This window comes from Bacillus sp. SN1 (assembly GCF_002796895.1).
GTDB classification, from domain to species: Bacteria; Bacillota; Bacilli; order Bacillales; family Bacillaceae; genus Bacillus; species Bacillus inaquosorum.
In genome coordinates this window covers 1-271 of record NZ_PHIE01000018.1, presented here as the reverse complement: position 1 = coordinate 271, position 271 = coordinate 1, and the positions used below count along the sequence as shown (strand labels likewise).

The 271-nt window shown below is 41.7% G+C and carries 1 rRNA gene; it reads left to right on the top strand.

Annotated elements, in window-relative coordinates:
- A 5S ribosomal RNA gene (gene rrf / locus CVV77_RS21880) occupies nt 1-116 on the top strand.
- Nucleotides 117-271: the final 155 nt, after the last annotated feature.

Genomic DNA, 271 nt, shown 5'->3' with positions numbered 1-271 from the left:
TTTGGTGGCGATAGCGAAGAGGTCACACCCGTTCCCATACCGAACACGGAAGTTAAGCTCTTCAGCGCCGATGGTAGTCGGGGGGTTCCCCCTGTGAGAGTAGGACGCCGCCAAGCAATTGCACGCTTGTGCAATTAAAAAAAGAAAAAAGTTGTTGACTTTGAAGAAGCAGCATTGTATACTAATAAAGTTGCTTTAACAAAGCGAACAAACGAAATGATCTTTGAAAACTAAACAAGACAAAACGTACCTGTTAATTCATTTTTAATAA